The sequence below is a fragment of the Paucibacter soli genome (assembly GCF_037482845.1).
Taxonomy (GTDB): domain Bacteria; phylum Pseudomonadota; class Gammaproteobacteria; order Burkholderiales; family Burkholderiaceae_C; genus Paucibacter_B; species Paucibacter_B soli.
Map to the genome: position 1 here is coordinate 133,543 of NZ_JBBHJW010000011.1, position 20,974 is coordinate 154,516.

General features: G+C 69.8%; 19 protein-coding genes and 1 pseudogene. 9 read left to right on the forward strand and 11 right to left on the reverse strand.

Annotated elements, in window-relative coordinates:
• Positions 1-26: 26 nt before the first annotated feature.
• Entirely contained in the window at positions 27-644 is a 618-nt protein-coding gene (locus tag WG898_RS21410) for a LysE family translocator (RefSeq protein ID WP_339604813.1), read from the reverse strand.
• Positions 645-793: 149 nt separating this feature from the next.
• Between WG898_RS21410 and ubiA the strand changes: the two genes are divergently transcribed.
• Complete coding sequence (ubiA, locus tag WG898_RS21415; RefSeq protein ID WP_339604814.1) at positions 794-1,708, forward strand: 4-hydroxybenzoate octaprenyltransferase; 915 nt, start codon at positions 794-796, stop codon at positions 1,706-1,708.
• Here the strand turns inward: ubiA and WG898_RS21420 are convergent.
• A complete protein-coding gene (locus WG898_RS21420; RefSeq protein WP_339604815.1) occupies positions 1,695-2,291 on the reverse strand; it encodes an ECF-type sigma factor in 597 nt (198 codons plus the stop codon). The two genes, ubiA and WG898_RS21420, sit on opposite strands and share 14 nt — an antisense overlap.
• Before the next feature lie 17 nt (positions 2,292-2,308).
• Entirely contained in the window at positions 2,309-2,653 is a 345-nt protein-coding gene (locus WG898_RS21425; protein WP_339604816.1) for a hypothetical protein, read from the reverse strand.
• A 68-nt stretch (positions 2,654-2,721) separates the two neighbouring features.
• Between WG898_RS21425 and WG898_RS21430 the strand changes: the two genes are divergently transcribed.
• Together WG898_RS21430 and WG898_RS21435 are read left to right on the forward strand one after the other, a co-directional pair.
• A complete protein-coding gene (locus WG898_RS21430; RefSeq protein WP_339604817.1) occupies positions 2,722-3,441 on the forward strand; it encodes a hypothetical protein in 720 nt (239 codons plus the stop codon).
• A gap of 94 nt (positions 3,442-3,535) precedes the next feature.
• Positions 3,536-6,193: a serine/threonine-protein kinase gene (locus WG898_RS21435; RefSeq protein WP_339604818.1), complete on the forward strand. Its 2,658-nt coding sequence runs from the start codon at positions 3,536-3,538 to the stop codon at positions 6,191-6,193.
• A 19-nt stretch (positions 6,194-6,212) separates the two neighbouring features.
• On the opposite strand, the gene WG898_RS21440 is transcribed toward WG898_RS21435, so the two are convergent.
• Complete coding sequence (locus tag WG898_RS21440) at positions 6,213-6,719, reverse strand: nuclear transport factor 2 family protein (protein ID WP_339604819.1); 507 nt, start codon at positions 6,717-6,719, stop codon at positions 6,213-6,215.
• A gap of 127 nt (positions 6,720-6,846) precedes the next feature.
• Here WG898_RS21440 and katG point away from each other — a divergent pair, with 127 nt between their 5' ends.
• A complete protein-coding gene (katG, locus tag WG898_RS21445) occupies positions 6,847-9,051 on the forward strand; it encodes a catalase/peroxidase HPI (RefSeq protein ID WP_339604820.1) in 2,205 nt (734 codons plus the stop codon).
• Positions 9,052-9,070: 19 nt separating this feature from the next.
• On the opposite strand, the gene WG898_RS21450 is transcribed toward katG, so the two are convergent.
• Positions 9,071-9,277, reverse strand: a complete 207-nt coding sequence (locus WG898_RS21450; RefSeq protein ID WP_339604821.1) for a hypothetical protein — start codon at positions 9,275-9,277, stop codon at positions 9,071-9,073.
• 181 nt (positions 9,278-9,458) lie between these two features.
• Positions 9,459-10,418 carry a M14 family metallopeptidase gene (locus WG898_RS21455; RefSeq protein ID WP_339604822.1) on the reverse strand — a complete coding sequence of 320 codons (960 nt, stop codon included), beginning with the start codon at positions 10,416-10,418 and terminating at the stop codon, positions 9,459-9,461.
• Here WG898_RS21455 and WG898_RS25330 point away from each other — a divergent pair.
• Positions 10,409-10,771, forward strand: a pseudogene (locus tag WG898_RS25330) (P-loop nucleotide/nucleoside kinase family protein); the annotation flags it as partial. The gene WG898_RS21455 and the pseudogene WG898_RS25330 sit on opposite strands and share 10 nt — an antisense overlap.
• Before the next feature lie 102 nt (positions 10,772-10,873).
• Here WG898_RS25330 and WG898_RS21465 read toward each other — a convergent pair.
• Positions 10,874-12,298 (reverse strand): FAD-binding oxidoreductase, encoded by a 1,425-nt coding sequence (locus WG898_RS21465; protein ID WP_339604824.1) that lies wholly within the window; start codon positions 12,296-12,298, stop codon positions 10,874-10,876.
• Positions 12,299-12,587: 289 nt separating this feature from the next.
• Here WG898_RS21465 and WG898_RS21470 point away from each other — a divergent pair, with 289 nt between their 5' ends.
• Together WG898_RS21470 and WG898_RS21475 are read left to right on the forward strand one after the other, a co-directional pair.
• On the forward strand, positions 12,588-13,355 hold the full coding sequence (locus WG898_RS21470; RefSeq protein ID WP_339604825.1) for a lysyl oxidase family protein: 768 nt from the start codon (positions 12,588-12,590) through the stop codon (positions 13,353-13,355).
• A gap of 52 nt (positions 13,356-13,407) precedes the next feature.
• Positions 13,408-14,412, forward strand: coding sequence for an NAD-dependent epimerase/dehydratase family protein (locus tag WG898_RS21475; RefSeq protein WP_339604826.1), 1,005 nt, complete (start codon positions 13,408-13,410; stop codon positions 14,410-14,412).
• A 3-nt stretch (positions 14,413-14,415) separates the two neighbouring features.
• Here the strand turns inward: WG898_RS21475 and WG898_RS21480 are convergent, their stop codons facing one another.
• From WG898_RS21480 to WG898_RS21490, 3 genes are all read right to left on the reverse strand, one after another.
• The gene (locus WG898_RS21480) at positions 14,416-14,976 is read right to left on the reverse strand and encodes a chorismate--pyruvate lyase family protein (RefSeq protein ID WP_339604827.1); all 561 of its coding nucleotides are present in this window, start codon (positions 14,974-14,976) and stop codon (positions 14,416-14,418) included.
• 6 nt (positions 14,977-14,982) lie between these two features.
• Positions 14,983-15,807 (reverse strand): pyrroline-5-carboxylate reductase, encoded by an 825-nt coding sequence (gene proC, locus WG898_RS21485; RefSeq protein ID WP_339604828.1) that lies wholly within the window; start codon positions 15,805-15,807, stop codon positions 14,983-14,985.
• A gap of 74 nt (positions 15,808-15,881) precedes the next feature.
• Positions 15,882-19,484: an L-glutamate gamma-semialdehyde dehydrogenase gene (locus tag WG898_RS21490; protein ID WP_444718983.1), complete on the reverse strand. Its 3,603-nt coding sequence runs from the start codon at positions 19,482-19,484 to the stop codon at positions 15,882-15,884.
• 104 nt (positions 19,485-19,588) lie between these two features.
• Here WG898_RS21490 and WG898_RS21495 point away from each other — a divergent pair, with 104 nt between their 5' ends.
• Positions 19,589-20,065 (forward strand): Lrp/AsnC ligand binding domain-containing protein, encoded by a 477-nt coding sequence (locus tag WG898_RS21495; protein ID WP_339604829.1) that lies wholly within the window; start codon positions 19,589-19,591, stop codon positions 20,063-20,065.
• 125 nt (positions 20,066-20,190) lie between these two features.
• Complete coding sequence (locus WG898_RS21500; protein ID WP_339604830.1) at positions 20,191-20,361, forward strand: hypothetical protein; 171 nt, start codon at positions 20,191-20,193, stop codon at positions 20,359-20,361.
• On the opposite strand, the gene WG898_RS21505 is transcribed toward WG898_RS21500, so the two are convergent.
• Positions 20,333-20,971 carry a phosphatase PAP2 family protein gene (locus WG898_RS21505; RefSeq protein WP_339604831.1) on the reverse strand — a complete coding sequence of 213 codons (639 nt, stop codon included), beginning with the start codon at positions 20,969-20,971 and terminating at the stop codon, positions 20,333-20,335. The two genes, WG898_RS21500 and WG898_RS21505, sit on opposite strands and share 29 nt — an antisense overlap.
• Between the last annotated feature and the right edge of the window lie 3 nt (positions 20,972-20,974).

Below are 20,974 nucleotides of genomic sequence, written 5' to 3' on the forward strand. Positions count from 1 at the left end.
GCAGGGTTATACACCCTGGCGCAGCCTCAAGCCTTGACCATGGGCCAAATGCTCGCCAACAGCAGCAGGGCCATGGTGGTGTTGAAGGCGCGGCGCTTGGCCGGCTCGGCCAGTTGGCGGCTCAGCCGGGCGCCGGCATAGGCCCAGACCGCGATGCAGGGCAGGTTGACCAGGGCGCAGACCAGCGCCAGCAGCAGCGCCGCGCCGGCGCCGTCGCCCGGCGCGGCAAAACCCGCCACCGCACCGATGGCCATCATCCAGGCCTTGGGGTTGACCCATTGAAACGCCGCCGCGCCCCAGAAGCCCATGCGTGAACTACCAGTAGCGCGCGCCGTCGCATCGGCGGCGGCGACGCGTGGCGCATCGGCACACCACAAGCGCCAGGACAGCCACAGCAGATAGGCAATGCCCAGCGTCTTGAGCAGCAGCGCGAGCCGCGGCCACTGCTGCAGCAAGGCCCCCAGGCCCAGGCCGGTGGCCAGCATCAGCACCATGAAACCGATGCTGATGCCCAGCATATGCGGCGTGCTGGCCTTGAAGCCATGGTTCACGCCCGAGGCCAGCAGCATCAGGTTGTTGGGGCCGGGCGTGATGGAGGTGACGGTGGCAAACGCGGCCACGGCAAGCAGGGTGGGCAGATCCATGATGGTGGCAAACAGAGGCTAGGGGATGCCTGCAGTTTGATGCCTCAAGCAATACAGCACCAATACAGTTGAGCGCACACCAAGCCGAACTGTGACGGTGGCGCCGGCAACACAGCCGGCATGGCGTGCACCGCGGTGACAATGGCGGCATGAGTTCCGCCGCGCCTGTTTCGCCACCCACTCGCCTACAGCTCTACCTCAACCTGATCCGCTGGGATCGCCCGGCCGGCACCTGGCTGCTGCTCTGGCCCACGCTGGCGGCGCTGTGGATTGCCGCGGACGGCTGGCCCGGCTGGCATCTGCTGTTGGTGTTCTCGCTGGGCACCCTGCTGATGCGCTCGGCCGGCTGCTGCATCAACGACGTGGCCGACCGCGACATCGACCGCCATGTCAAGCGCACCGCCCAGCGCCCCGTCACCAGCGGCGCGGTGTCGGTGAAGGAGGCGCTGCTGCTGGGGGCAGGTCTTGCCCTGGCGGCCTTCGGCCTGGTGCTGACCACCAATGCGCCCACCATCCTGCTATCCTGCGCGGCGCTGGCGGTGGCCTGCCTCTACCCCTATGCCAAGCGCGTCGTGAACATGCCGCAGGCGGTGCTGGGCGTGGCCTTCAGCTTTGGCATCCCGATGGCCTTCTCGGCCGCGCTGGGCGGCACCGAATGGAGCCTGGCCGCGATCGCCGCGGCCGTGCCCAAGAGCGCCTGGGCCCTGCTGCTGGGCAATCTGTTCTGGGTGCTGGCCTACGACACCGAGTACGCGATGGTGGATCGCGACGACGACATCAAGATCGGCATCAAGACCTCGGCGCTGACGCTGGGCCGTTGGGACGTGGCCGCGGTGATGGGTTTTTATGCCGTCTACCTGCTGAGCTGGGCCTGGTTGGGCCTGCGCCTGGGCCTGGGCCGGGTATTCCTGCTGGGCATCGCCGTCGCGGCGGCCCAGGTGCTCTGGCATTACCAGCTCATCAAGGGCCGCAGCCGCGAGGGCTGCTTCAAGGCCTTCCGCGAGAACCACTGGCTGGGCTTTGCGGTGTTTGCGGGCACCGCCCTGGACCTCAGCCTGCGCTGAGCTCGCGATGCAGCCAGGCGCGCGCCAGTGACCAGTCGCGCTTGACGGTGGCCAGCGAGAGCGCCAGCACCTCGGCGATCTCCTCGTTCTCCAGCCCGCCGAAGAAGCGCAGCTCCACCACCTTGGCGGCGCGCGGGTCGAAGGCCTCCAGCGCCAGCAGCGCCTCGTGCACCGCCACCACGTCGCGGTCGGGCGGCAGCGCCAGCTGCTCCATGCCCGAGAGCGTGACCGCCACCAGCTGCGCATCGCGCTTCTCGGCGCGCCGCGCCAGCTCGTGGTTGACCAAGATGCGTCGCATCATCATCGAGGCCACGGCGAGGAAGTGGCTGCGGTTGCGCCACTGGGTGCGCACCTGTTCGGCCATGCGGAACCAGGCCTCGTGCGAGAGCGCGGTGGCGCTGAGCGTATGGCCGGCGTCCTCGCGCCGCAGATGGCCGCGCGCCAGGCGGCGCAGCTCGCCGTAAAGCGCCGCGAACAGCTGGTTGCCCAGCTCGGGGCCAGGCTCGGGCGTCAACGCCTGCTGCTGGCTGAGCCAAAGCGTCAACTCGTTCAGGTCCGGTGTGCTGATGCTGCCCTGGTTCACTGGTGGCTTGCTCGGGTTTATTTCAAGGGTGATGAGCTTTTTGCGTGCGCGGCGCGGCGTAAGCGTACAGGTCCGACGTTCTCGTTTGTTCCCTTCGCTTCAGGAGCCCGCCATGTCCAAGACTCAACGTCCTTACGCCCAACATCAACTCGCCGCGCGCATCGCCATGCTACTCGGGGCCGCAGCCCTGAGCGCCTGCGGCGGCGGCGACCCCGAAGCGCCAGCCACGTCGGCGCCGACATCTGCGCCAGCGCCAGCGCCAGCGCCAGCACCTGCACCTGCACCTGCACCTGCACCTGCGCCTGCGCCTGCACCAGCACCAGCACCAGCACCAGCACCAGCACCAGCACCAGCACCAGCACCGGCACCGGCACCGGCACCGGCACCCGCGCCCGCCCCGGGCGCCGGCAGCAACGAATGCACCCCGCTGGTGGCCAAGGCCGGCGACTCGGTGAGCTACCGCCAGAGCTCCAACCAGGCCGGCTCCACGCCCTACACGGTGAAGTACGACTTCAGCGCCGGCAGCTACAAGGGCCAGGCGGCCACCGTCGGCACGGTCAGCGTGGTGGGCGTGACGGCCGCGCAGGCGGGCGTTGGCAACTTCTATCTGGACCCCGTGACCGGCGCGGCGCTGGGCCAGGATGCGCCCGCGGCTGGCGCCAACGACACCATCACCCGCTACGACCCGCCGGACTGGCAGCAGCGCCTCACCAACGCCGGCATCCAGGGCGGCAGCAGCGGCAAGATCAATGTCACCGCCACCATCACCGGCAAGAGCGTCAGCGATGCCTTCGCACCGCTGGGCGGCGCCACCGCCATCGTCATGAAGTACGAGTTCGTGGTGAACCGCGACGCCAACGAGACGGTCAGCACCGCGGCCGGCAGCTTTGCCAACGCCTGCAAGTTCCGCGTCGAGTTCGCGCTCAAGGACTTCCAGGTGCAGGGCCCGGCCTCGACCAGCCCGCTGCTGGCCACCATGCTGCCGCTGCTGCAATCCAGCTTCGCGGTGCCCACCAACACCACGCTGTGGACCAGCAATGCCGTGCCCTTCATGCTGCCCAAGAGCGTGACCAGCATGACGCTGGCGGCGCCGGTGGGCACGGTCATCAGCACGCAGGAATTGATCGCGATCACGAAAGCACCGCGCTGACCCAGAAACAGGGGTCAGGTCATGCCCCCGTGCCGGCCGGCGCGGGGGCAAATGCGCATAGCCAGGCCCCGCCCCGCTGCCCAAGATAGCGCCCATGAATGCCCAACTCTGGCCCCATATCAAGGCCCTGTTCGAGGCCGCCATGGCCCAGCCCAGCACGCAGCGCGAGGCCTGGCTGCGCAGCCAACAGGCCGAGCCCGAGGTGCTGGCCGAGGTGCTCTCGCTGCTGGCGCACAGCACCGCGATGACGCCCGACACCGGCTTCCTGGCCACGCCCGTCCAGCCGCCCGCCCCTTCCCTCGCAGCAGCGGCCCAGCCGGGCCTGCGCCTGGGCGCCTGGGCACTGTGCGAGCAGCTGGGCAGCGGCGGCATGGGCGAGGTCTGGCGCGCCAGCCGCGCCGATGGCGCCTACCAGGGCGAGGCGGCCGTCAAGCTGCTCAAGCGCGGCATGGACTCGGCGGCCGTGCTGCGCCGCTTTGCGCAGGAGCAGCAGGCGCTGGCGCGGCTAGACCATCCGCATATCGCGCGCCTGCTGGACGCCGGCCTCAGCCCCGAGGGCCTGCCCTATTTCGTGATGGAGCTGGTGCATGGCCAGCCCATCGACCGCGCCTGCGCCGGCCTCGCGCTGGAGGCGCAGCTGGCGCTGTTCCTGCAGCTCGCCGATGCGGTGGCCTATGCGCACCGCCATCTGCTGGTGCACCGCGACCTCAAGCCCGGCAATGTGCTGGTGAATGCCGAGGGCCAGGTGAAGCTGCTGGACTTCGGCATCGCCAAGGCGCTCGATCCGCTGGAAGGCGATGGCGATGGCGCCGGCCAGACCCTCGCCGGCGAGCAACGCCCCTACACCCCGCATTACGCCAGCCCCGAGCAGGTGCGCGGCGAGCCCGTCAGCACCGCCACCGACCTCTACTCGCTGGGGGTGCTGCTGTATGTGATGCTGACCGGCGTGCGCCCCTATGGCCGCGAGGCCAGCACGCCGCGCGAGGCGGCCCATAGCGTGCTGGCCGAAGCGCCCACGCGGCCCAGCGCGCTCTCGCCGGCCCTGGTGCCCGACCCCGACTGGCTGGCGCGCCGCCGGCGCCTGCGCGGCGACCTCGACAACATCCTGCTCAAGACCCTGCAGAAGGAACCCGCGCAGCGCTACTCCAGCGTCGAGGCCCTGGCCGACGATGTGCGCGGCTTTCTGGCCGGGCGCCCGGTCAGCGCGCACCCGCCCTCGCCCGCCTATCTGGCGCTGAAGTTCGTGCAGCGCCACCGCATCGGCAGCGCGCTGGGCGGCGCGGCGCTGGCGGCGGTGCTGGGTTTTGCCGGCCTGGCCTGGCAGCAGGCGCGCGCCGCGCAGGAGCGCTTCACCCAGGTGCGCCAGCTCGCCAATCAACTGGTGTTCAAGTACCACGACCAGATCGAGACCCTGCCCGGCGCCACCAAGGTGCGCGAGGCCCTGCTCACCGATGCCGCCACGTTCCTGGACCAGCTCAGCCGCTCTGCACAGGACGACCTGGCGCTGACGCGCGAGCTCGCCGACACCTATTACCGCATCAGCCGCCTGCAGGGCGTGGACCAGTCCATCAACACCGGCCAGCATGCGCTCGCCGAGGCCAATCTCGACAAGGCCATCGCCCTCGCGCGCCGCTACGCGCAGCGGCCCGACACCAGCCTGGTGGACCTCGGCAGCGTCATCAGCATGCATGCCAGCAAGGGCGAGGTGTGGCAGCGCCGGGGCCAGATGGCCCGGGCCGACCAGGCGTTGCGCGAGAGCCTGCCCCTGCTGGCAACAGCCATGCAGCGCGACCCCAAGGACACCTCCACGCTCACCAGCGCCGTCAATGTGCACGGCATCCATGCGCGCATCCTGGGCAACCAGCTCGGCCATGCCAGCCTGGGCCGCTGGCAGGAGGCCTGTACCAGCGCCGACCAGGCACGCGCCGCCGCCGAGGCTACCCTGCAGGCCGACCCACTGAACGTCTACCTGCCCGACACCATCGCCTTCACCATCGGCGAGCAGGCCCAATGCAAGCTGATGCTGGCCGACTGGGCCGGGGCCGAGTCGCTGTTCAAGCGCCAGATCGAGCTGCGCGACCAGATGGCCGCCAAGATGCCCGAGGACATGGACTTCCGCTACCAGCGTGCGGTGGCGCGCGGCCATCTGGCGCGCGCACTCTCGCTGCAAGGCAAGCATGCCGAGGCCCAGGCCCTGCTTGGCGCCGCGCAGCGGCTGATGCGCGAAGCGGTGGCCATGGACAAGGGCAACGAGGGCGGGCAGCGGCGGCTGGATGCGCTGGACGCGAGTGCGCTGGCGATGCGCGTCATGGCCGACGATCTGGCGGCCGCGCGCAAGGGCGCCGCGGCCCTGCTGCCAAGGCTCGCGGCCCCGGCGCCCGAGGCAGATTTCGCGCAGCGCCGTCCGCGCGCCGAGGCCCTGCTGTGGGCGGCGCGCGCCTGGCAGCCGAGCGACGCGGCCCGCGCGGGCGCCATGGCCCAGGAAGCCGCCGCGCTGATGCAGGCCCCGGCCGGCGGCGATGACAATGCCTCGCGCCGCTGGCTGCAAGCCATGGCCCTCACCGAGCAGGCCCAGGCCCTGAACGCCCTGGGCCAGGTCGACCAGGCACTCGCGGCCGCGCAGGCGGCCCTGCGCAACTGGGGTGAGGACGGCGATGCCAAGGCACTGCCGGTGCCGCCGCTGCTGCAGAGCTGGCGGGCCTACAGCCTGGCGCTGGCGCGCCAGCTACGGGCGGCTGCCACTGGCCACTGAAGCGGCCCACCTAATCGGCTTATTGCTTGGGCGCCGAGTCCCAATGCTCGGTGATGCGCCCGTCATGCACGCGGAACATATCGAACCAGGTGGTGGTGTATTTGAGCGTCTTGTCCTTGGGGTCGGGGCGCTCGCTCACAAAGCTCAGCATCACCAGCTCGCCCTCGGCCATGATGGCCACCAGCGGTGCCGCCACGCTGCCCTGGATCGGCTTGGCCTCAGCAAACTTCCCGAAGAACTTCACAAAGCCTTCGCGCCCCGTGGGCACATTGGGGTTGTGCTGCGCATAGCCCTCGGCCAGGTAGTTGAGCGCCAACTCCAGATGGCCGGCCTCCAGCACCTCGCGCCAGAAGTCGTAGACCAGCTTCTTGTTGGCGGCCAGGCGCGCATCGGCGCTGGCCAGCATGGCCGCGTGATCGGGGTTGGCCAGCACGGGCAGCTGGGCCCATGCCGGCAGGCTGGGGGCTGCCAGCGCCAGGGCGAGGCAGAGCGGTGCGATGCGGGTGGCGATGTTGATGAGTTTCATGCGAAGCATCTTGCCGCAAGCCCGCGGGCAAGGCGACTCGTCATGGCTATGGCCGCCATAGCCGCAATTGCCTTGCCCCTGTGCTGACGCATTTCTAGACTGGCCGGCACCGAAACAGGAGCCCCCCATGTCAGAGCAAGCCCAATGCCCGTTCGCATCCGCAGCGCGCCGTCACACCGTCGCCAGCGCCCCGTCCAACGCCGATTGGTGGCCGCAGCAGCTCAAGCTGAGCATCCTGCACCAGCATGCGCCCAGCGCCGGCCCGATGGGCGAGGACTTCGACTACGCCAGGGAATTCCAGAGCCTGGACCTCGACGCCGTGGTCACGGACCTGCGCGCCCTGATGACGGCCTCGCAGGACTGGTGGCCGGCCGACTGGGGCCATTACGGCGGCCTCATGATTCGCATGGCCTGGCATGCGGCGGGCACCTACCGCGTCAGTGACGGGCGCGGCGGCGCCGGCACCGGCAACCAACGCTTCGCGCCGCTCAACAGCTGGCCCGACAACGGCAACCTCGACAAGGCGCGGCGCCTGCTCTGGCCGGTCAAGCAGAAGTACGGCCGCAAGCTCTCCTGGGCCGACCTGATGATTCTGGCCGGCAATGTCGCGCTGGAGTCCATGGGCTTCAAGACCCTGGGCTTCGGCGGCGGCCGCGCCGACATCTGGGCGCCCGAGGAAGACATCCACTGGGGCGCCGAGCGCAGCTGGCTGGGCGAGCAGCAGCGCTACAGCGGCGAGCGCCAGCTCGAGAACCCGCTGGCCGCCGTGCAGATGGGCCTGATCTATGTGAACCCGGAGGGCCCCATGGGCCATCCCGACCCGCTGGCCTCGGCCCGCGATGTGCGCGAGACCTTTGCGCGCATGGGCATGGACGACGCAGAGACCGTGGCCCTGGTGGCCGGCGGCCACACCTTCGGCAAGGCCCATGGTGCGGGTGACGCCAAGCTGGTGGGCCCCGAACCCGAGGGCGCGCCGATCGAGCAACAGGGCCTGGGCTGGCACAACGGCTTCGGCTCAGGCAAGGGCGCACACACCACCACCAGCGGCATCGAGGGCGCCTGGAAGCCCAACCCGACGCGCTGGGACATGGGCTATTTCGACATGCTGTTCGGCTACGAATGGGCGCTCACCAAGAGCCCGGCCGGTGCGCATCAATGGGTGGCGCAGAACGTGCGGCCCGAGCACCTGATCCCGGACGCGCATGACCCGAGCAAGAAGCATGCGCCGATGATGACCACGGCCGATCTCGCGCTGCGCTTCGACCCCGCCTACGAGCTAATCTCGCGCCGCTACCATGCCGACCCGCAGGCCTTTGCCGACGCCTTCGCGCGCGCCTGGTTCAAGCTGACGCACCGCGACATGGGCCCGCGTGCGCGCTACCTCGGCCCGCTGGTGCCGCAAGAGGAGCTGATCTGGCAGGACCCGATACCGGCGCTGGACCACGAACTGATCGGCGCGCCGGACATCGCGGCGCTAAAGGCGCGCCTGCTGGGCGCGGGCCTGAGCACGGCGCAGCTGGTTGGCACCGCCTGGGCCTCGGCATCGAGCTTTCGCGGCTCCGACAAGCGCGGCGGCGCCAACGGCGCGCGCATCCGCCTCGCGCCGCAAAAGGATTGGGCCGTCAACCAACCGGCCGAGCTGGCCAAGGTGCTGCCGGTGCTGGAGGCGATCCAGCAGGACTTCAACCAGGCCCAGGCCCGGGCCGGCAGCGAGGTCCGAGTCTCGCTGGCCGACCTGATCGTGCTGGGCGGCTGCGCGGCCGTGGAGGCCGCGGCGCTGCGGGCCGGGCAGGTGCTGGAACTGCCCTTCAGCCCCGGCCGCATGGATGCCACGCAGGCGCAGACCGATGTGGCCTCCTTCGCCGTGCTGGAGCCGCGCGCCGATGGCTTCCGCAACTATGTACATCCCGGGCTGGAGGGCGCGGCGGCCGAGTTGCTGCTGGACAAGGCGCAGCAGCTGGGCCTCAGCGCGCCCGAGATGACGGTGCTGATCGGCGGCCTGCGCGTCCTCGGTGCCAATGTTGGCGGCAGCCCGCATGGCGTGTTCACCGCGCGCCCGGGGGTCTTGAGCAACGACTTCTTCGTCAACCTGCTCGACATGGGCACGCGCTGGCAGAAGCTGGCCGGCAGCGAAGAAATAGGCGTACTGGAGGGGCGCGACCGCGCCAGCGGCGCGCCGAAGTGGACCGGCACGCTGGTGGACCTGGTGTTCGGCTCGAACTCGCAGCTGCGCGCGCTGGCCGAGGTCTACGCCAGCAGCGACGCCCAGCCGGCCTTCGTGCGCGACTTCGCGGCGGCCTGGACCAAGGTCATGAACCTGGATCGCTTCTAGGGCCTGTTAACTCTCGAGCTCACCTGAGCGAGCCCGCCGCGCCCACCCAGGTCTCCCAGTCGGCATCGCTGACCTCCAGGCCGGGCATGGCCGACTCGACGCCCAGCGCGTCGAGTTCGTCGTCCGGCATGCGGCGCTTGAACAGCAACGTCGAGGTCTGGATAAAGCGATCAATAAGAACGCTGGGCGCAAGGCGTGCGGAGGGCTGGCTGCTGTGGGACTGCATGGGGGCTCCTGTGTCAGGCCAGACTGTCGGCGAAGCCTGGGCCCGATGCCATCCCGCCTTGGGGTGAGGCACATACCCCCACAAGGGGGATGTCGCGCTAGCGCCTCATCCCCATGGGGGCTGGGAGCCGCGGCTCGAAGGCCAGCGGCGTCTCACCAATGGCCTGACGCGGAGCGGCAGGTCAGGCGGCGATCAGATAGTCGATCGCCGCGCTGATCGTTGCCATCTGGGCCTGGTTGCATTCGGCGGGGCTGGCCGTCGGGCTGTCCGGGTAGACCTCGGTGGTAGTGACGAAGCGCGCGTCGGTCATGCCGCCGCACAGGCCGAGCGCGCGCTGGGCGTAGTTGATCACGCCGGGCTGCTGCAGCGGCTCGCCGATGATGCAGCCATATCCATCGGGCGCGGCGATATGGGTCACGCGGCGCACCGCGTCTATCAGCGCGCGCTGGAACTCGGGCGCCGGCCGCTCGGTGTCTCCCACCAGGTAGAAGCCATCGGGGATGGCGTGCCAGTCGAACGCCACGCCATCGCGTGCCGCCTTGGCGGGTCCGAACTCGCTGTTGTCGGTGTTGGTGGTCTCGTGCAGGTCGACATGCAGATCGACGCGGCCGCCGACCTGTGTGCAGACGGCCGCCACGCAGGCCATCGCCAGCGCCGACTCGGCGGCCGGGCTGTCCGGCCTGAACTGCCGGTTCGGATCGATCGCGTCGGGGTTCCAGCGGTTGACGGTTTCGTAGGCCCAGGGGCTGATGCAGGGCAGCAGCAGCAGGTTGACGCTGCGCGCCGCATGACGATCGAACTCTTGCGCAAGCCATTGCAGCGCGCCATGCACGCCGCTGCTCTCGTAGCCATGCACGCCGCCGGTCACCAGCACCACCGGGCGCTCGGGCTGCCACGCGCGGCTGCGCACCGCGTGGAGCGCATAGCTGCCCAGGCCCAGGCGGCCATAGTCGAGCCTGCCGTACTGGAACAGCTCGGCCTGTGCAGGCAGGTTTGACATTAGCGGCGCAAGCACCTCCTCGGCATAGCTGCGCTGCGGCTTCTGACGCGCCAGCCAGGCGGCCCTTTCGGCCGCGCCCCAGGGCGTGCCGGGCGTGCCGATTGGGTAGGGCGGGGTCGATGGTGGGGTCGATGGGCTCACAAGTGCTCGTCCTTGTTGGCGATGTTGCGGACGATACACTGCGAAGCAATGCGCGACTGCAAGGAGTCATCCCTGTGTTGCCGACACCCACCCTCCACTTCTTCTGCAGCAAGGCCGGCGCCGGCAAGAGCACGGTCGCCAGCGCCCTGGCCCAGCAACAGGGGGCGATGCTGATCTCCGAGGACGTCTGGCTGATGTGCTTGTATCGCGATCAGATGAAGGTCTTCGACGACTACATCCGCTGCGCGGCAAAGTTGAAGACGGTGGTCGGCCCGCTGGTCGTGGACCTGCTGCGCTGCCGCGGGCAATCGGTGGTGCTGGACTTCCAGGCCAATACCAGGCCCGGCCGGCGCTGGTTTCGCTCGATGTTCGAGCAGGCGGCCTCTGCGCAGGTGCTGCACCATGTCCAGACCCATGGTGACTGCAACGCACCATCGGGCGCGTGGGCGGCCCGATCACCCAGTCATCACACTCTTGGTATGGCGGAAGAAGTTGTCCGGGTCGTAGACCTGCTTCAGCGCCGCGAGCCGCTCCAGGTTAGCCCGGCCATAGGCCGCCTCCACGCGGTCGTGGCCTTCCTCCTCGGTCAGGAAGTTGATGTAGGTGCCGCCGGTCGAGAAGGCGCGCGTGGCGTCGAAGCAGTCGCGCGCCCACTGCATGTTGACGCTGTCGTGCTCGGGCTTATCCCAGGAGCCGGCGATGTTCAGCACATAGGCCGCGTCGCGATTGCCGGCCGGCGAATGCCCGGCGGGCAGTTCGCCCAAAGCGCCCTCGATCTGGAACAGCAGGATGGCCGAATGCGGCGACGCGATGCGGGCCGCGTGCGCCACGGCAAGGGCTATGAGCGGGCGATCGATACCGGGCAGGTAGTGCGACTTCCAGTAGTAGCGCCTGCCCTTGGGTTGCGTGGCATCGAGCAGGCTCTGCATCTGCACATAGGGCCGGCGCGTCACGATGTCGGCGATCGGCCGGCCGATCGCGCGCAGCGGCGCCAGCAGGGCTTCGCCGTCTTCGACCCTGCCCGTATGGCAGACGAAGATCGCGGCGATCGGCTTGCCGTGCACTTCCTTGGGTAGCCAGGGCGCCGGCGGCGCGATGCGCAGCACGGCCACGCTGGTCAGCTCGCGCGGCGCCGCGGCGCTGAAGCCGCGGTAGGCCTCCAGCACCTGCGCGGCGTCCTCGCCATGCCAGGCGATCGCGCCGCCCAGGATCTCGGGACCCACCGGATGAAGCCGGTATTCGAAGGAGGTGACGATGCCGAAGTTGCCACCGCCGCCGCGCAGGGCCCAGAACAAGTCGGCATGCTCGTCGGCGGAGGCGCGCAGCACGCGGCCATCGGCGCTCACCACCTCCATCGAGACCAGGTTGTCGCAGGTCCAGCCATGGCGGCGCGTGAGGTAGCCGAAGCCGCCGCCCAGGGTCAGGCCGGCGATGCCGGTCGCCGAGACGAAGCCCAGCACCGCCGCAAGCCCGTGCAGCTGGGTCTCGCGGTCGACGTCCGCCAAGGTGCAGCCGGCCTGGGCCAGCGCGGTGCGGCGCAGCGGATCGACCCAGACGCCGCGCAGCAGCGACATGTCTATCATCAGGCCGCCCTCGCACACCGCCAGCCCGGCGATGTTGTGGCCACCGCCGCGCACCGAGCAGAGCAGCCCGTGCTGACGCGCGAAGCGCACGGCCTGCACCACGTCGACCGTGCCGGTGCAGCGCGCCAGCAGGCCGGGTCGCCGGTCAATCATCGCGTTCCAGACCTTGCGCGTGTCTTCGTAGTCCGCGTCTTCCGCAGTCAGCACCCGGCCCTTGAACGCCGCCCTGAAGGACTGCAGGGTCTCCGGCGCGAGATCCACGCTGCCGCCATCGATGCCTGTGAGCTTGATTGCCATCGTTGACCTCCTTGGAACAAAGGCATCGACAGCATGCGCGCGATAGGCCGCCAAGGCCAGTCCAGATTCCGAAGCTGCGCCTGGCTGGGCCCGCCGCGGGAGCCTTCGCGGCCCATCGGCGTAGCGTCAACAGGCCCTGGCATCGGCGGTGCCCACGGCCAAGGGATAGGAGCGCGCTGTCCGCGCCTCTAGACTGGGGCGCCGGTGGGGCAGCCAACCGGTCAGATCGATGGGCAATTGGCTGCGAGCACGGCGCGCCGCGCGCGCCACCAATGTCGGAGGACCTGCCATGATCGTCGAGACCACCGCCAGACGCGCCCGCCGCGCCTGCAGCCGCCTGGCGCTCTGCCTGGCCTCGCTGGGCGCCCTGCTCATGGCCCAGTTGCCCGCGCACGCGGCGCGCGATTCGCTGGAAAACCGCTACGACATCGCCGTCTACCCCAACGGCGGCAGGCCTGACCTGACGGTCGATCCGATCAGGCTCAAATCCCAGCTCAACGTCGTCGACCGCTTCTTCGACCCGAACGACGCGGGCGACCGTTGCGCGGTGCTCGAAGGTGCCGTCGGCGGCTATGGCTGGCGCCGCCTGATGGTGTTCGACGTAGTGATCGTCAACGCCGGCGACGGCGATCTGGTGGTGGGCGACCGCAGCGACCCCGCCAACCCCTATGCCGGCGCGTTCTACTTCGACGCCTGCCATGGCCACTATCACATGGCCGGGTTCTCTGAGTACCGGCTGCGCTACAAGTCCGACGGCAATGTCTCCACCATCGGCCGCAAGCAGGGCTTCTGCTTCGAGGATTCGTTCAAGTACAGTGGCAACAAGAGCGCCGGTTTCCACTGCGGTTATCAGGGCATCACCAGCGGCTGGGGCGACTGGTACTACAAGCAACTGCCCGGCCAGTGGATCGACGTCACCGGCGTGGCCGAGGGCGATTACGAGCTGGAGGTGGAGATCAATCTGCAGCCCGACCCCTACAAGTTCGACCAGGGCCTGAACCGTTATCCGGACGTCGTGCGCGTGCCGGCCAGCGTGCCCAAGCGCCGGGAACGCTAGGCGCCAGGCGACACGGCATGGGGCGGCGGCGTGCAGCAACAGGGGGTGCAAGATGCAAGCTTTGGTCACCGGCGCAAACGGACATCTGGGCCTGAATCTGGTGAGCCTGCTGCGCGCCAGGGGCCACGCGGTGAGGGCCTCGGTGCGCACGCTCGCGCCAGACAAGACGGCGATGCTTCGGAGCATTCCAGGCGTCGAACTGGCGGCCGCGGATGTGCGGGACGAGGCCCAGATGCAGGCGGCGCTGGCCGGCGTCGACACGCTGTTCCACGTCGCCGCCGTCTACTCGACCACCGAACGCGGCAGGGAGGGCGAGATCCTCGATTCGGCCATTCGCGGCACCGAGGTCGCGCTGAAAGCGGCGGCCCGGGCGGGCATACGGCGCGTTATCCTGACATCGTCGGTGGTCACGCTGCCGCTCACGGCCGTGGGCGCAGCGCCCGTGACCGAGGACGACTGGGCCACCGATCTGCGCATTCCATACTTCCGTGCCAAGGTGGAGTCCGAGCGACTGGCCTGGGCGCTGGCCGAGCAGCTGTCGATCGAGCTGACGACCATTCTCCCGGCCGGCATCATCGGGCCCGGGTTTTCGCGGCGCACGCCCACCATCGACCTGATCCAGGCCTGTCTGATGGGCGAGTTCCGCCTTGGAGCGCCGCGCGGCACCTTCAGCCTGGTCGATGTGCGCGACGTGGCGGCGGCGCATCTGCTGGCCTTCGAGAAGGGCGCGACCGGCCGCTTCATCGTCGGCTACGACCACATCCCCTCGTACACCGAGCTGGTACTCGCGCTCGCGGCCATCGATCCCAAGCTGGGCGCGCCGCTGCTGACGCTGCCGACCTTTGTCGCCCCTTTTCTGCCGCTCTACGACGCGATGTGCCACCGGCTGCTTGGCACACCCCGCATCGGAACGCCGGACATCATCGCCACCTTGGTCAGCGGCAAGGTCGTCAACTTCTCCTGCCAGCGCGCCAAGACGGTGCTGGGCTGGCGCACCGAGGTTCCCCTGCCAACAAGCCTGGCCGACACCGTGGCGGCGTTGCGGACGCTGCACTAGCGTTCAAGGCGGCGCCTGCCCTCGCCCTAGCGCCCGCCCCACCTGTCGCCCCGCCAACTCAGGCGCAAACAGCTCAAGCACCCTCAGCTGCGCGCCGCCGCGCGTGAACACCGAGTTGCGCGACCACAGCATCTGCGCCGAGGCCTCGGCGCCAGTGGCCTGGCGCCATTGCTTGGTCATCTGGCGGCGCGTGTGGCCATGTCGGTTCAGGCGGCGCGGTTGCAGCTCGCTGCGCGTGATGCGCGGATCGTCGTAGAGCAGATGCGCGAGCGGCCGCGAGCCCAGGCCCTTGAGCGCCTTCCAGGGCCCCGCCAGCGCCGATTGATGCAGGGCCGAGCGCGCCCACACCAGCGGCACGCCGTCCACGCGCAGGATCACCTCGCGCACCACCGTGCAGCCGCGCCGCGGCAGGCCCAAGGCCAGGCGCTCCTGCGCGCGCAGCGGCGTGACGGCCTGGCGCAAGACCTGGACCTCGAAACGCTCACCCAGGCGCGCCAGACGCCGGCTCAGCGAACCGGGGGCGCGCAGCCAGGCGCGCAGGCTGGTGCGGCTCGCAATGCCCACAGCGGCTCAGCCTGCTGCAAACTCATTGCCGAGTTCTTGCGCGCGCTGCTGCGCGGCCAGCACGGCACGCTGGATCGCCTCGCCCACGCCATCCGCCTGCAGGCTGCTGATGGCGGCGTAAGTGGTGCCGCCCTTGGAAGTGACGCGCTCACGCAAGACGCTAGGCGGCTCGCTGGACTGCAGGCCCAGCGCGGCGGCGCCGGCGCAGGTGGCCAGGGCCAGTTCGCGGCCCTGGGCCTCGCTGAGGCCCATCTGCTTCCCCGCGGCTGTCATGGCCTCGACGACATAGAAGAAATAGGCCGGGCCCGAGCCCGAGAGCGCGGTCACCGCGTCCAGATCGGCCTCGGCGTCCACCCACAGGGTACGGCCGGTGGGCGCCAGCACGGCCTCCACCAGGTCGCGGTCGGCGGCCGAGACGGCCGCGTTGGCAAACAGGCCGGCCATGCCCTGCCCGATCAGGGCCGGGGTATTGGGCATGGCGCGCACCACGCGCGCCGCGCCGCTGGCCTTGGCAATCGTCGCGCTGCGGATGCCTGCCATCACCGAGAGCTGCAGGGCCTGGCTCACATGAGCGGCACAGGGTGCAGCCGCCTCGGCGAACAGCTGGGGCTTGACGGCCCACACCACCAGCGCCGCTTCGGCCAGGCCGGCATCGGCCGCCGCCTGTACGCGCAGGCCAGCAAATTCGGCCTGCAGCCTGGCGCGTTGCGCCTCCATCGGCTCCACCACCAGGATGGTGTTGGCCGGGCGGCCGGCCTTGATGAGAAGGCCGCCGATGATGGCGCTGGCCATATTGCCGCCGCCGATGAATGCCAGGGTCTTGCTGTCCATGGGGCTCAGTGTAAGTGGGACCCCAGCCAGGGCCTCAGCGGCGGCGCAAGCATGCGCCTTGCCTGCGCCGGGCGTCAGTGGACTCCCGCCAGCAGCGCCGCGTTGCCACCCGCCGCCGCGGTGTTGATGGTCAGGGTCTGCTCGGCGGCGAAGCGGTACTGGTGCTGCGGATTGGCGGCCTCGGCGGCGCTGATCAGGGGCAGGATGGCGCCCTTGCGTTCGGCCAGGGCCTGCACCAGGGCACGCGCCGAGCCATTGCCGGCGGCGGCGATGCACACGCCGGCCAGCTCCGGATGCTGCAGCAGCGCGCGCTGGGTGCCGGCGTCGCCCGGCAGCAGGGCCAGCGCCTCGGCGGCCACGCCGCCACGCAGCAGCGCCAGGCGCAGCGCGTCGCCAGAAGCGGCGCCCAAGAGGGCCACGGCATTGCCGGCCAGCAGGGCCGCGCCCACCGCGCCGGCCAGCTCGGCCGGGCTCGCGCCCTGCGCCAGCACCGCGATCACGCCGCGGCCATGCAGGCGCAGCTCGTTGCTTTCGCCGGTGGGGCCGGGCAGCACCTTGGTGGCCAGGCCGCGCTGGGCCTGCTGGGCGTGCGCTCGCAGGGCACGCGCCATCGCCTCGTCCAGGCCCGCGGTGGCACGCTGCACCGCGGCCACGCGGGTTTCCAGCGCCACCTCGCTCCAATGCGCATGGCCCACGCGCAGGGTGTTGATCGCGCTCAGATCCACCTGAGCGCTGGCCGGCGCCGGCTCAGCTGTAGCGGCAGGTGCAACGCCCGCATCGGGTTGGGCCGCAAAACGCCAGAGGTAGTTGGGGCCGCCGGCCTTGGGTCCGGTGCCCGACATGCCTTCGCCGCCAAAGGGCTGCACGCCCACCACCGCACCGATGATGTTGCGGTTCACATAGACATTGCCGATGCGGGCCTTGTCGGCCAGGCGCAGCGCGCGGCTGTCGATGCGGGTCTGGATGCCCAGGGTCAGGCCATAGCCCAGCGCGTTGATCTGCGCGATCACCGCGTCGGGTTCGCCGCTCCAGCGCAGCACATGCAGCACCGGGCCGAAGATCTCCTGGCCCAGCTCGCTGGCCTTGCGGATCTCGAAGGCCACCGGCTTGATGAGGCGGGGCACGGCGTCATGCACCGGTGCCTCGGCAATCAGTTTCGCCTCGCGCTTGAGACGCTCGACATGGTGGGCGATGTTGGCAAAAGCCTCGTCGTCGATCACCGGGCCCACGTCGGTGGCCAGCTCGGCGGGCTGGCCGACCCAGAGTTCCTTGAGCGCGCCGGCAATCATCTCGATCACGCCGTCGGCGATGCTCTCGTGCACGCACAGCAGACGCAGCGCCGAGCAGCGCTGGCCGGCACTGCGGAAGGCGCTCTGCACCACCGCGTCCGAGACCTGCTCGGGCAGCGCGGTGGAGTCCACCAGCATGGCATTCAGGCCGCCGGTCTCGGCAATGAGAGGAACCACCGGGCCTTGCTTGGCGGCCAGGGTGCGGTTGATGATCTGCGCCACCTGGGTCGAGCCGGTGAAGCAGACACCGGCGGTTTGCGGCGCGGCGGTGAGGCGGGCGCCCACGGTCTCGCCGGGGCCGTGCAGCAGCACCAGAGCATCCTCGGGCACGCCGGCCTGGTGCAGCAGCTCGACCATCTTCAGCGCCACAAACGGCGTCTGCTCGGCGGGCTTGGCGGCCACGGTATTGCCCACCACCAGCGCGGCCACCACCTGGCCGGCGAAGATCGCGAGCGGGAAGTTCCAGGGGCTGATGCAGACGAACACGCCGCGGCCCTGCATGGCGCCGCCATGCTGCTCGGCCTCGTCGGCGTAGTAGCGCAGGAAGTCCACCGCCTCGCGCACCTCGGCGACGCAATCGCCCTGGGTCTTGAAGGCCTCCTTCACCAGCAGGGCGCAGAACTCGGGCAGGCGTGCATCCAGCGCGTCGGCGGCGCGGCGCAGCACGGCGGCGCGCTGGTCCGCGGGCGTGGCGTTCCAGCCGGCGAAGCCGGCCTGCAGGCGCACCATCGCCGCATCCACCTGCTCGGGCGTGGCCTCGGCCACCGGCAAGACCTGGCACTCGGCCAGCGCCTGCGCCAGCGGCGCGCGCTGCGCCAGCACGGTCAGGTCCACGCCGGTGGAATTGCGCCGGCCCAGGCCCTGGTGGTCCTGGTAGAGACGCGCCGGCAACGGCAGGGCGCTGTGCTTTTGCAGCTGGGTGAGCGGCGAGGCCAAGAGCTCGGCCGGCTTGACGCTGGGGTCGGCAAGCTGGTGCACAAAGGAGGAATTGGCACCGTTCTCAAGCAGGCGGCGCACCAGATAGGCCAGGAGGTCGCGGTGCTCGCCCACCGGAGCGTAGACGCGACAGGCGATGCTGCCGTCCTTGATGGCTTCGCGGTGGATGCCCTCGCCCATGCCATGCAGGCGCTGCAGCTCGAAGTTAGCCCCGGCCGCCTTGGCCATCTGCAGGATCGCCGCGATGGTGCCGGCGTTGTGGCTGGCGAACTGCGGATAGATCACATCGGCATGCTGGATCAGGCGCTGCGCGCAGACCAGGTAGGAGACGTCGGTGTGCTGCTTGTGCGTGAACACCGGGTAGGCCTCCAGGCCCTGCTCCTGGGCGCGCTTGATCTCGCCGTCCCAATAGGCGCCCTTCACCAGCCGCACCATGAAATGCAGGCCATGCTGGCGCGCGATGCGGGCCACCTCGTCCACCACTTCCAGCGCGCGCGTCTGGTAGGCCTGCACCGCCAGGCCGAAGCCGCGCCACTGCGGGAAATGGCTGGCGATGCGCGCGGCCAGCGCGTCCAGCAGCTCCAGCGAGAGCTCCAGGCGATCCACCTCCTCGGCGTCGATGGTGAGGTTGATATTGGCCTGCGCGGCCTTCTCGATCAGCTGCCAGACGCGCGGCAGCAGCTCGGCATAGACGCGCTCGCGCTGCAGCACCTCGTAGCGCGAGAACAGGGCGCTGAGCTTGATCGAGATGCCGTCGGCGGTCTCGGGCGCCTCGGCCTTGCGGCCGCTGGCGATGGCTTCGATGGCCGTCACATAGGCGGCGTGGTAGCGGCGCGCATCGGCCTCGGTGCGGGCGCCCTCGCCCAGCATGTCGTAGCTGAAGCTGAGCTTGGGCTCGGACTTGCGCTCGCTGTCAGCCTCGCCCATGGCCTCCTTGATGTTGCGGCCCAGCACGAACTGGCGGCCCAGCAGCTGGATCGCGCGCACCGTCGCGGCCACCACGGTCTGCGCGCCCAGGCGGGTCAGGAGGCCACCCTCGCCATCGGCGTCGGGCAGGAATTTCTTGGACAGCGAGATGGCGCTGGCCGAGAGGCTGGCCAGCATCTTGTGCGGGCCGTCGGAGCCGCCCTCGAACTGGGCACGGCCCAGTTGGTCGGCCGTCAGCGCGATCGCGGTGGGCGCGTCGGGCACGCGCAAGAGCGCCTCGGCCAGGCGCATCAGCGCCAGGCCCTCGGCGCTGGTGATGGGGTATTCGCGCAGCAGCGATTCCATCGCCCAGAAGGGGGCGGGGTTGTCGCGCACATGCTGGACCCAGGGCGTGGCCTGATTGATCACCGCCGCCCAGTCGGGGCCGGCACCAAAGGCGGCCACCAGGCCGTTCAGCACCGTCATTTCATCGCGGTAGGGGTTGGGCAGTCGGGCGGTCTCGGGCGGCAAGGCGAAAGCAGTCATGGCATCCCCCAGTTCGGGAAGAAATTTAGCGAAGACCTGAACTTTATTCGCGCACCTCTTGGATTAAATTCCGATCATCTGCGGATCGGTAGTGAGAAATCCATATGAGCAGCGAAGCCGACAACACCCTCGACAAGATCGATGCCCGCATTCTGCGCGTGCTGCAGCAGGATGGGCGGATTTCCAATCTCAAGCTGGCCGAGGCGGTGCACCTCTCCCCCACCGCGGTGCTGGAGCGCGTCAAACGCCTCACCCGCGAGGGTTACATCCTGGGCTACGAGGCGCGCCTCAACCCGGCCAAGCTGGGCGCGGCCATGCTGGTCTTCATCGAAATCCTCTTGGACCGCACGGTGCAGGATGTGATGGACAACTTCAAGGCCGCGGTGCAGGCGCGCCCCGAGATCCTGGAATGCCATCTGGTGGCGGGCGGCTTCGACTACCTGCTCAAGACCCGCGTCTCCGACATGAGCGCCTACCGCGAGTTCATCGGCAGCGTGATCTGGACCCTGCCGGGCGTGCGCGAGACCCGCACCTATGCGGTGATGGAGGAGGTGAAGAACAGCACGGCGCTGCCGATCTAGGAAGTTCAAGCCCCTCCCCCATCGGGGGGGCCACCCCCTTCGCTCCCACCCGCGTGTGATGGGAAGCCGGGGCTGCGGCGCCCAAACTGGATCTCACATCAGGCCGCTATCCAGGAACCCTCGCCATGCAGTTTGCCACCAGCCAGCCCCGCCAGCCGCAGCAGCCAAGCGCGAACTGCGGTTGGTTCGACTCCAGCCTGGAGCTGCGCCAAGGCCTGGACGTGCATGAGCTGTCGGACCTGGAACTGCTGGCCTTGTGGAGCGAGATCAAGCCGGCGCAAGCGGCCTTGAATTGACGGAATGCTGCTGCCGCCGCCGCAACAACTCCAACCGGGTATAGGGCTGCTCGCGACCGGAGAGCTGCAAGCTCAGCTGGACGACCCAATCGTGCGTGCGCGCGCGCGGTGCGGCCACCGGCGCCAGCAGCAGCAAGGCCAGCGCGCTGGCCGGCAACCAGATCGGCAGCACCAGTCTGAGCCGGAACTGGCCGTGCAGCGCCCACAGGCTGACGGCCACACCAAGCAGCAAGCCAGACAAGGCCTCGGACGCCGAGTGTGCGCTCACCTGCACGCGTGAAAAGGCAACCAGAGCGGCCAGAGCTAGGCCCAGTCCAAAGCCCCAGGGTCGGCCGCGCAGAGCCAGCCACCCCGTCACCGGCAGCACCGCCGCGGCACACATGGCATGGCCCGAGAAGCCGGTGAAGTCCCAGGCGGCGAGGCCCAGGCCCCAGCCCAGGAAGGCCAGCTTGCTGGCGGTGGTGAGCGCCACCGCCGCCGCCAGCGCGAGCAGCCAGCGTCGCGCCAGGGCGGCCTGCCTGCCATGCCAGGCCAGCCAGGCGGCGCCGGTCAAGGCCAGCGGCAGCAGCAGCTGGGCCTCGCCCAGGCGCGTGAACAGGGGCCAAAACAAGTA

Coding starts and splice junctions, on each gene's coding strand:
- WG898_RS21465 (WP_339604824.1), bottom strand. CDS start 12,298: ATGGCAATCAAGCTCACAGGCATCGATGGCGGCAGCGTGGATCTCGCG.
- WG898_RS21435 (WP_339604818.1), top strand. CDS start 3,536: ATGAATGCCCAACTCTGGCCCCATATCAAGGCCCTGTTCGAGGCCGCC.
- proC (WP_339604828.1), bottom strand. CDS start 15,807: ATGGACAGCAAGACCCTGGCATTCATCGGCGGCGGCAATATGGCCAGC.
- katG (WP_339604820.1), top strand. CDS start 6,847: ATGTCAGAGCAAGCCCAATGCCCGTTCGCATCCGCAGCGCGCCGTCAC.
- WG898_RS21475 (WP_339604826.1), top strand. CDS start 13,408: ATGCAAGCTTTGGTCACCGGCGCAAACGGACATCTGGGCCTGAATCTG.
- ubiA (WP_339604814.1), top strand. CDS start 794: ATGAGTTCCGCCGCGCCTGTTTCGCCACCCACTCGCCTACAGCTCTAC.
- WG898_RS21450 (WP_339604821.1), bottom strand. CDS start 9,277: ATGCAGTCCCACAGCAGCCAGCCCTCCGCACGCCTTGCGCCCAGCGTT.
- WG898_RS21495 (WP_339604829.1), top strand. CDS start 19,589: ATGAGCAGCGAAGCCGACAACACCCTCGACAAGATCGATGCCCGCATT.
- WG898_RS21470 (WP_339604825.1), top strand. CDS start 12,588: ATGATCGTCGAGACCACCGCCAGACGCGCCCGCCGCGCCTGCAGCCGC.
- WG898_RS21410 (WP_339604813.1), bottom strand. CDS start 644: ATGGATCTGCCCACCCTGCTTGCCGTGGCCGCGTTTGCCACCGTCACC.
- WG898_RS21490 (WP_444718983.1), bottom strand. CDS start 19,484: ATGACTGCTTTCGCCTTGCCGCCCGAGACCGCCCGACTGCCCAACCCC.
- WG898_RS21500 (WP_339604830.1), top strand. CDS start 20,191: ATGCAGTTTGCCACCAGCCAGCCCCGCCAGCCGCAGCAGCCAAGCGCG.
- WG898_RS21440 (WP_339604819.1), bottom strand. CDS start 6,719: ATGAAACTCATCAACATCGCCACCCGCATCGCACCGCTCTGCCTCGCC.